General features: G+C 66.6%; 9 protein-coding genes and 2 pseudogenes. 2 read left to right on the forward strand and 9 right to left on the reverse strand.

Features of this window, described 5'->3' with window-relative positions; translation table 11 throughout:
- Positions 1-5: 5 nt before the first annotated feature.
- From E1267_RS24895 to E1267_RS24935, 9 genes and pseudogenes are all read right to left on the reverse strand, one after another.
- Positions 6-920 (reverse strand): LysR family transcriptional regulator, encoded by a 915-nt coding sequence (locus E1267_RS24895; protein ID WP_132335481.1) that lies wholly within the window; start codon positions 918-920, stop codon positions 6-8.
- A 65-nt stretch (positions 921-985) separates the two neighbouring features.
- A pseudogene (locus E1267_RS48210) lies at positions 986-1138 on the reverse strand (adenine nucleotide alpha hydrolase family protein); the annotation flags it as partial.
- A 185-nt stretch (positions 1139-1323) separates the two neighbouring features.
- A pseudogene (locus E1267_RS47685) lies at positions 1324-1488 on the reverse strand (ImmA/IrrE family metallo-endopeptidase); the annotation flags it as partial.
- A gap of 267 nt (positions 1489-1755) precedes the next feature.
- The gene (locus E1267_RS24910) at positions 1756-2313 is read right to left on the reverse strand and encodes a helix-turn-helix domain-containing protein (RefSeq protein ID WP_220449659.1); all 558 of its coding nucleotides are present in this window, start codon (positions 2311-2313) and stop codon (positions 1756-1758) included.
- Positions 2314-2788: 475 nt separating this feature from the next.
- Positions 2789-3562: an ABC transporter gene (locus tag E1267_RS24915; RefSeq protein ID WP_132335485.1), complete on the reverse strand. Its 774-nt coding sequence runs from the start codon at positions 3560-3562 to the stop codon at positions 2789-2791.
- Entirely contained in the window at positions 3559-4353 is a 795-nt protein-coding gene (locus E1267_RS24920) for an ABC transporter permease (protein WP_132335501.1), read from the reverse strand. The genes E1267_RS24915 and E1267_RS24920 overlap by 4 nt, the downstream gene beginning before the upstream one ends.
- Before the next feature lie 74 nt (positions 4354-4427).
- Positions 4428-5141, reverse strand: a complete 714-nt coding sequence (locus E1267_RS24925) for an ABC transporter ATP-binding protein (RefSeq protein WP_132335487.1) — start codon at positions 5139-5141, stop codon at positions 4428-4430.
- A 114-nt stretch (positions 5142-5255) separates the two neighbouring features.
- Positions 5256-5912 carry a response regulator gene (locus E1267_RS24930; protein WP_132335489.1) on the reverse strand — a complete coding sequence of 219 codons (657 nt, stop codon included), beginning with the start codon at positions 5910-5912 and terminating at the stop codon, positions 5256-5258.
- Positions 5909-7024 carry a sensor histidine kinase gene (locus tag E1267_RS24935; RefSeq protein WP_132335491.1) on the reverse strand — a complete coding sequence of 372 codons (1116 nt, stop codon included), beginning with the start codon at positions 7022-7024 and terminating at the stop codon, positions 5909-5911. The genes E1267_RS24930 and E1267_RS24935 overlap by 4 nt, the downstream gene beginning before the upstream one ends.
- A 1271-nt stretch (positions 7025-8295) precedes the next feature.
- On the opposite strand from E1267_RS24935, the gene E1267_RS24940 reads away from it, so the two are divergent.
- Positions 8296-8679, forward strand: a complete 384-nt coding sequence (locus tag E1267_RS24940; RefSeq protein WP_132335493.1) for a profilin — start codon at positions 8296-8298, stop codon at positions 8677-8679.
- A 676-nt stretch (positions 8680-9355) separates the two neighbouring features.
- On the forward strand, positions 9356-9490 hold the full coding sequence (locus tag E1267_RS47390; protein WP_281283700.1) for a hypothetical protein: 135 nt from the start codon (positions 9356-9358) through the stop codon (positions 9488-9490).
- Positions 9491-9625: the final 135 nt, after the last annotated feature.

The following is a 9625-nucleotide window of genomic DNA, read 5'->3' on the forward strand; positions in this document are numbered from 1 at the left end:
GTGTTTCAGTGCTGGGGTGGCACCGGAGGGGAGGGCCTGGTGTCCAAGCAGCAGCGTACGAAGTCCTGGACGACGGGATTGGCGTCGTCAGCGGGAGCCCAGGCGATGCCGACCCGCGTAGGACTGACGCCGGTCACCGGCCGGTAGGTGACGCCAGGGCGAGCGTAGAAACGAGCGGCGGACTCGGGAGCGAGCGCAATGCCGTAACCGTTGGCGATGGCGCTGAGCCATTCGTCCGGATGGTCGGTGACGGCGCCGACACGGGCGGGGCGGCCTTCCCGTTCGTCGATGCCCAGCCAGAAGTCGCGCCACCGTCCGGTTTCCTCGGGGGCGGCCACGAACGGCTCGTCCCACAGATCCCGGAAGGGGATCTCCTCGCGTACGGCGAAGGGGTGCGCGGTGGGCAACGCGATCAAGCGGGGCTCGGAGAACAACTCTTCCACACGAAAGCTCTCCTGGCCGGGGAACGGCAGTCGCACCAGGGCGGCATCGACGTCTCCGTCGGCTAATCCGGCCGTCGGGTTCGCCCAGGACGCCTGTCGCAGGTCGGCTCGCCAGCCCGGCCGCAGGCGGGCGAACTCGGCGATGATGTGCGGGGTGGCTTCGTTCGCGGCGCTGGCCAGGAAGCCGACCCGCAGCACGCGGGCGGCCTGGGCGGCCGTGCTCTTGGCCGCGCGCAGTGCCTGGTCCAGCCCGGCCAGCAGCGCGGGCACGTGCTCGGCCAGCGAACGGCCAGGTTCGGTGAGGGCCATGCCGTTCCGGGAGCGGGCGAACAACGACACTCCGAGCCGGGCCTCGAGTTGCTTGATCTGCTTGGTCAACGCCGGCTGGGAGACGAACAGTCGCTCCGCGGCACGGGTAAGGCTTCCTTCCTCCGCCACGACAGCGAAGTAGCGCAACAGCCGGGTATCGACATCCATGCCGACAGGTTATTGGGGCAGGTATGGGAGGCCAATTCGCCTTCACCAGGCCGGCGGCGCTCCACGCCCACGCCCCGGGAGAGAACCTGCGCGAAACGGCCTCTTCTCGATGCTCCAAGGACGAGTTGGGTGGCGTTGACGTCGCGGGCGAAGTCGAGCAGCGCCTGCGGGATGTCGTCGCCCACGACCTGGTGGTAGGTGCCGCCCATGCTCTCGACCTCGAACTGATCGAGAATCCCTGCGGCGGTCTTCCGCACTCGCTCACCGGTGGCTTTGACGATCTCGACGGGTTCCTTGCCGTCGACGTTCGCCGCCCACCCGGCCAGTACGGGATCGTGTAACCGGTGGTGTCCATTCCGTGGGCGGCGCCGATCATGAGCGCGACGGATTCGGCTTCGACCTCGCCGATCCCGCGATGATGGCGGGCGTCCTCCTGGTCGGGGTCGTGCATCAGCACATGCGCGAGCTCGTGCGCCAACGTTTTGACCTGGGCGGCGGGGTCCATGTTCTCCCGCACCGCGACCGTCTTCGCCTCGAAATCAGTCAGACCGTTCGCGCCGTGGATCATGCCCTCATGCGGCACGCATCACCGTGAACCCCGCCGCTCGCACCTGCTGCGCGAGCCCATCCCAGAGCCCGTCGGGCGCTTCGCCCTCCAACAGCACCGGCGACGGTGGTGCCGGGATCGGTTCCCCAGCGGTCTGCGAGACGTCCCGGACGTAGGCGGGGCGCACGCCGAGCATCCGCGAGCGCACCATCTCGCCCGGCTTCGGCTTCTCACTCCGATTCAGGCGATACCAGGATGCTGGGTCCGGGGGGCGCGGAATGGGGTCGTTTAGGTGGGCACCGGAGTCTCAAACGTGGGCACCATGCCGCCTACGGATCGCATCGCCCGGTACCGGCTCGGGGTGATCCCGACGCACTCTCGGAACGCCGACGACGCGCGGTTGCGAGAGCGCCGGCTGACTGGTCGGCCGGCCTGCTCGATCGTCAGGTCGGTCTCGCGCAGCAGGCGTGCCATCTCCTCGACCCGCGGCATCGTCAGATACGTCAACGGCTTCCCGTAGGCGTTCACGAACACCCGCGAGAGTTGCTTCGTGGACAGATGCACCATGCCCGCCGGCTCTGGCAGTCCCCAGCTCCGAGCGATGTCGCGTTGCAGCGCATCGCGAACCTGGCGTGCTTCGGCCCGCAGCGGCGTGAACCGGCGATACAACTGATCCAGCAGGAAGTCAGCGTCGGCGTAGATCGTCGTGACGGTGACGTGGCCTTCGGGCTCCGACCCGCAGAGCGCATTCGCGCCCAGCAGCACAACGTCACCGGGCTTGACGGGTCGCTCACCGAACTCCGAGTACAGGATCGCCGACCCCGTCCGGATCACGATGAGCTTCACACAGTCATACGAGAGCGGCCCGATCGGACGGTGGATCGTACGCGTGCGGGCGAGCAACGGCTGATATCCGATCAAGAGGCTCGCGACCTACCGTCGTATCAAACCGCAGGTCGGACGGTTCGGCCGAAGGTTCCGTCGGCCAGTGCGTCTCGATAATCTCTGGTCTGCACTTGGGACGAGCTCAGACCTTCGATCATCGCGGACCCCTTTCCCGTCTGGCGTGTAAGAACATCCAGATATAGGCCGCCACGGCGCTGGTCGCAACGATCGCTGCGACCAGCCACCCGGTGATACTCATGTGCTCACTCCGTCTCTGTATCAGTGATGTTCAGACTCCGGCGACAAGGAACGCAGCCGCGAGCCCGAGTGCGAGTACACCGACGGCGACGCCGATGATCGTGCCGATCTTTTTCTTGTTCATGGTGATGGGGTGCTCCTTCCAGGTAGAGCGGTATTTCATGGGCAATGCCTCTGCTCAGGCGTCTCGACGGGTTACCGCGAACGCGTAAGCGGCGACCGCGACGATCGACCAGATCAGCAGCGTGAGCGCGGCGATGCCGGGCGGCAGTTCGGTGACGTCGTAGCCGGGGGTTCCCACCAGGCTCAGTGCGGCTTGGTCGGGGAGGAAGCGGATGCCGTCGGGCCATTGCAGGATGCCGGTTGCGACGACGATGGGGATTCCGATCAGGATCCCGAGCGTCGCGATCGCGCTTCGGAGGATTCCCGCGAGTCCGAACGCGATCACCGACATGAACATGTACGCCGCGACCCACTGGACGGAGTCGATCAGCAGATCACCGAGAGCATTTCCGTCGGCGATGCCGATGACCAGTCGAGCCGGCACCGTCGCGATGATCGCGGCAATGATGGTCGCAGTGAGCATCGCGACGGACTTCGCGGCGACGAACATGTCTCGGCGGGGTGTGGCGGCGAGGCTCATGCGCATCTGCCCGGCGCTGTGCTCGGTCGCGGCCGCCCAGACCGGGATGACGAGGAACGCGTAGATCGGGGCGAGCATGATGATGCCGAACGACGACAGCGTGTTGGGCTCCTCCACGCCCTCGAGCTGCTCCACCGTCGTATAGAAGGGCACTCCTGCTGCATCGATGCCGGCGAGCATGAGATTCGCCGCGACTGTGATGGCGAGCATCAGGCGTGTGGCCGGATGCGAGGTGATCTTCGTGATCTCGGAGACGATCACATCGCGGTGTCGGATCACCGGGGGTTTCGTTTCGGTGGTTGTGCTCATCGTGCGTCCTTTCGTGTCATGGTGACCGCGGCAGCGCCGACGGAACATAGGGCCCAGCCGACCAGGACGAGCGCTCCGTGCCCGGCCCCTGCTGTCGTGGGCGGGCCTGATGCCTCCTGCAGGAGCAGATTCCGAGCGGCGCTGAACGGCACGAGGATCGCGTCCAACGTCGGAGAGATCATGGCGACGACCTGAGCGAACACGAGCATGATGGTCACGACCGAGAAGATGATGCCCACGAGCGTGCTGCGAGCGAGGATCGTGATCCCGAATCCGATGAGCGTGGTCGTGGCCATGAACAGCAGCAGGCGAGCACACGAGAGGAACACCGCCGACTGCCACAGCACGGTCGGGTCCCAGTCCTTGACGGAGATGTGGGCGAAGACGAATCCGACGGCGACGAAGACGGCCCAGAGACCGAGGGCGCAGAGAGTGGTCGCGAACACTTTCCCGGTCACGAAGCGCGCCCGGTTCGGTACGGCGACCATGCTGAGACCGAGCTGCCCAGCTCGGAACTCTGTTCCGGCGATCACCGCACCCAGTGCGGGCAGCAGCAGGCCGGCGTTCAGCGGAGCGACGTAGACCAGGTCCGTGATCTCGCGTCCGACGTCCACCAGCCGGTTCCCGGTGTCGTACTGCCCGTCGGGCAGGACGTGGGCGATCATCTCGGCGTGATCTCCGAGGCCCCTGATGTGCAGGAACAGGAAGATCATGCAGATGATGGCCGTGACGATCCATACGCTCGGAAGTGTGAGGAACTTGGTGAACTCGGCACGGACGATGCTCGGCATGCCGATCCGTGGTGCGTCCGTGCGAACTGGTGCGGTCGTGCTCATCGGGCGTCCTTTCGTTGCGGCGCCATCGCTCACCAGCTCTTCCCGGGCTCGCTGCCCGTCAGCGTGAAGAACGCATTCTCGAGCGACCCGTGCCCCTCGGTGATCTCGCCCAGGGTGCCGTCGGCGATGATGCGGCCTTTGTTGATCACGACGATGTCGTCGACGGTCTCGGCGGTCTCGCCCATGAGGTGGCTCGACAGCAGCACCGTGTTGCCCTGATCCGCGTACCGGCGCAGGAACGTGCGGACGGTGCGGATGCCCTCGGGGTCGAGACCGTTGACCGGTTCATCGAGCACGAGAATGCGCGGCTCGCCCAGTAGCGCGGCGGCCAGGCCGAGACGCTGCTTCATCCCGAGGGAGTACTTCCGCACCCGTACCTTGGCCGCGTCGGTCAGGCCGACCGTCTCCAGCACCTCGCCGATGCGCTGGAGGGGGATGCGGTTGGACTGCGCCATCCAGCGCAGATGATCCACCCCGCGTCGCTCCGGTACTGCGGATGCGCCGTCGAGCATCGCGCCGACCGTGCGAAGTGGCTGGCTCAGCGACGCGTAGGGCTTGCCGTCGATGAGCGCGGTGCCAGAGGTCGGGCGGTCAAGGCCGAGCAGTATCCGCAGGGTGCTGGACTTGCCGGCCCCGTTGGGACCGAGGAATCCGGTCACACGTCCTGGCTTGGCAGTGAAGCTCACCCCCTCGACCGCCGTCTTCTGGCCGTGCTTCTTGGAGACGTTGCTGATCTCGATCACGCGGTACTGCTCCTCACGATGGGCAAGGCAACTTTCTGTTACCTGTTCCACCGTGCCCGGAGCGCGATCGGCGTTGTGACCCCCAAAAGTGGACACTTCGCGGGCCTCGCAGGGTCAGCGAGGCTCGTGCAGCAGCCCTGCCTTATGCGCGAGGATCGCGAGCTGCGTGCGGTCGCTCACGTCGAGCTTCGTGAAGAGCCGCTTGAGGTAGGTCTTGACGGTCTCCACGCTCAGGTGCAACTCAGCGGCGATCTGCTGGTTCGAGGCGCCCTGCGCGATCAGCCGCACCAGTTGCAGCTCCCGCTCGCTCAGCCGGATGCTCGCGAAAGCGTGCGGCTTCGGCCGGGGCCGGCCGCTGAACTGCTCGACCAGCCGCGCCGTCACCTCCGGGGCGAGGGAGCTGTGCCCGGCGTGCACCGCCCGCACGGCGGCCAGCACCTCGGCCGAGGACGCGTTCTTCAGCAGGAACCCCGCCGCCCCCTCCCGCAAGGCCTCGGTGACGTACTCGTCCAGATCGAAGGTGGTGAGCATGATGATCCGTGTGGCCGAGTCGGTGACCCCTCGCACCACGTCCAGGCCGGACCCATCGGGCATCTGTACATCCACCAGCGCCACGTTCGGGCGCAGTGCGGAGATCAGGCGCAGTGCTTCTTCGCCGGTGCCTGCTTCGCCGATGACGCGGAATCTCTCGGTCCCGTCGAGCAGGCGACGGTAGACCTGGCGGAGATCCGCGTCGTCGTCGGCGAGGAACACGGTGATCGCGGCGGTCACGACGCGACCTCCGCTGGGATCTTCGCGAGGACTCGGGTGCCGCCTTCGAGTCGGTTGGTCACGGTCAGCGATCCGCCGATACCTTCGACTCGTTCGCGCATCCCGGTCAAACCGGTGCCCGGTGTATGGCCTGCCGAGAGGCCGGTCCCGTCATCGTCAATGCGCACGCTCACGGCCTGGTCCTCCTGCCAGACAGCGACTTCGCAGCGGTTCGCGTTCGCGTGCCGCACGACGTTGCTCAGCGCCTCCTGCACCACGCGGGAGACGACCAGGCTCACGTCGTCCATGGTGTCGGGCAGGTCGATGCGCGTCGTCACGTCGATGCCGCTGACCTGGGCTGCGGCCACCAGCTGCGGCAGCGGGGTCGCACGCCCGGAATCGGTCTGTCCGAGGCGGAGGGCGCGCACGAGCGCCTGCACCTCTTCCAGTGCGCCGCGCGCCCGGTGCTCGATCCCGGCCAGGCTCTCCCGTAGCTCGGATTCTCCGAGGCCGGGGAGGTTGCGGGAGACATCCGCCTCCGCACGGATGACGCTCAGCGCGTGGCCGACGACATCGTGCACCTCGCGGGCCATCGCTGTCTGCTGCCGTGCCTGCTCGGCCTCGGCATGCTGGCGGACGGCGTGCCGGGTCGCCTCCAGCCGCCGCGCCTCCGCGCGGCCCAGCAGCCAGGAGGCGCCGATCGCGATGCCCGCGTAGATGACACGCTCCTCGACGGCCGAGGAGCCCGCCGCGCCGTAGGTCCACAGGACGAGCATCATGACCAGGATCGCGGCGGAGCCGATGATCCGCGTCTGGACACCCCGACGCAGGGCGAGCGGGTAGAGGCACCAGGCCACGGCCAGCATCGGGTCGGTACTCACCTGGAGCATCGACCCCACACCTGTGGCGACCAGCGCGACAGTGGGCGCAATGGTCGGGAACTTCCATCGGAGCAGCACAGCGGCGGCCACCGCTGCGGCGAGCGTTACGCCAACGATCATGCTCGCACCGCTCGCTGTCGTGAGCAGGGGCTGAGCCCAGAAGATCGCAATGAGCACCGCGACGACGGCCGCATCGACCGTCCACGACAGCAGCGGAGTCTTCTCGGTTGCTCCGGTCTCAACACCGCTCATGCTCTCTATCCCACCATGGGGGCCAGAGCCTTGTCCGACGCGTCCGCTGTATCACCAGGCTCGGAGCAGCAGTCTGATTTCAAGTCGGCCGCGACTGGATCTCCAGTTCGGTGAGTGCGAGCATCGCTTGGAGCGGGAGGACGCCGTTGCCAAGGCGGTGCTCATCTGGTTCTGGGCGAGCCCGAGCACGAGGTCGGTGACCCATCCGGGTTCGAGGCCCATCAGCCATTCGATGAACGCGGGTGCGGGTCGTGGCCCGCTCTGATCGTTGAGGAGGGCTGGGCGGGTGCTTCTCGTCCGGTGATGTGTTCCCATCGGGTGATGGCGTCGGCGTAGCGTCGCCATCGGCGAACATGCTCTCGACCAGGCTGAACAGCGTCTCCGCGTCGTTCCGCCTGGCCGGTGAGCCAGCCGGCCCGTGCAGAACGAAGTCGATTGACGGGTGGCGCACAGGGCGTACGCCTCGGCGAACCATTCCCCGGCGGACTCACAGCGCGGACGTCGGTCGCCCTGATCGGCTGCCCGCGCAGATATCCGAGGTGGTCCAGGTCACACACCGATCCCTCACCGATCCAGATCGCACCAGCGAGGTGATGAGGTAGGTATCGCGCCTATTCTGCCGTGATCGTCACGCCGTGCAGACCTTTCACCCTCGGCCACGACTCCGCTGTGTGTGACGCGGCGTCGAACTTACAGGGCCCAATCAGTGAACGTTGCGCCAGGTGTCCGCTCATGCGAGGTGACCCAGTCCAGCGTCCCGGCTAGCTAACCCGACCAGCATCCGGCCGCGGAGGGCGTAGGCACACGACGCTCTCCGGCCCCACACGCATTCCCCCAGGTCAACCTCCAAATTCAGGCTAACGTGTGACTACCAACTGCGGAACCCGGGTCCCGGGCTTGTTCTCCCGCTTCGTCGTCTTCACGTACACGACTCCAGACCTTATGACCCAAGACCAGGCCAGCACAGCAAAGTCTAGAAATCGCGTCTCTAGGCGAATCCAGCCGTCGACCCACATTCCAAGCCACTGAGCTGCGCGTTCAGGTCGCTACGACCTCCAGGAACCCCGAATTACGCGGAACGCGGGTAAGAACTGCGTCACGAGTCCCAGACCGTGTTGATCTTGCAGTGCAGGCAGCCAGTTAGACTGAAGCTTCCAAAGGAATCAGCGGATGAGTCGGCCAGCAGATGAAAGTGCACTGCCGGTGCAAGCCGGGAGCGCAGATGGGCGGCGTCGCTGGTAGGGCTCAGGCCGCAACAGGAAGGGCTGTGTATGAACGACTGGCAGCACTACGTGGATCACGATCTGATCGGCTCCGGCAAAGTCAACCGGGCGGCAATCGTCGGGCTGGACGGCGGAATAGTGGCTGCGTCCGAAGGGTACACGCTCAGTCGCGAGGAGCAGCTAAGCCTCATCGAGGGTTTCAAGGATCTTGCTCGTGTCCAGGCCAACGGCATTAGGTTGGCCGGCCGGAAGTTCTTCGTCATCCAGGACGACCCCAGCTCCATCTATGCCAAGAAGCACGCCGACGGCGCGACCGTGGTGAAGACGTTTCGATGCATCATCGTCGCGGAGTATGACGCCCCGATCCAGATGACCGAATCAGTTGCAATCGTCGAGTCTTTTGCCGATGACCTGAGGAAAGCTGGGGACTGATCGCCAGAGCGGGACCGGTGCGGGAGGCCTTCGCGTACACCCACGTGGCCACACTCGTCGCGGGTGAGCGGCGCGTGCGGCCTGACCTTCCGCACGGATTCCCACGGGCGTCCGCACCCGAGATCGGGCGCGGTGCGCGAATGCGGTTCTCCACTCGGCACGGCGGTTGGCACGAAGCGAGCCACGCCAAGGGGAGATGGTGTCCAAGCGTGCCCAGAACCGTCAAAACCGGCACACCGCCCTGATCGACGCAGAGACCATGCCATGGCGGATCTACTGGCGAGCCGCCTGCTTCCTTGTGTCGGAACTGCACGCGCTGTTGCAGCGAGACCCACGCCGGGCGCGCGAACTGGGCGAAAGCCTGCCCAGCAGACGCGGACGTTCGCCGAGAAGTCGAACGACGAGGAGCTAAACGGTGGCACGCCATGACGTTCACATACGAGCCGCCCGAGAGCCTTCGCACCGACGAGCCCGCGCCCGCTCCCGCCGACGAGCAGCCGCAGCAGGCGCAACCGGTTGGGCCTGAGCCCACGCCAGCCGCCCGACCGCGCCGCACATGGCTGGACCTGCTGGAGAGGCGGATGCCCGCGCTCGGCGCGGAGCGTCTCCCGTCCACGGCCACCGTCCGCGCCTACCACCACGACGGCGGCTACGTGCCCAGCGCGAGGACGGGTTCATGTTCCCGGCGATGGAGAGCGACCATCCGGAGCTGGCCCCCGCGATGGAGCGGCTGAGAGCCGACCGGCTGACCGAAGAGCTGGAGGCGCACCTCGACTACGAGGAGGAACAACTCGTGCCGCTGCTCGGCTGAACCCTGGCCGAGAACACCGAACGCCTCCCCGCGCCCGCCGGGCCGGGGAGGCGTTGTCGTGTAACGGGCCCCCCTCGGGTCCGCGGAACCAGCCCCAAAGTAACGCTCTGCAATGTTTCTAGAGCGGTACGTAGT

The organism is Nonomuraea longispora (assembly GCF_004348345.1).
Classification (GTDB): Bacteria; Actinomycetota; Actinomycetes; order Streptosporangiales; family Streptosporangiaceae; genus Nonomuraea; species Nonomuraea longispora.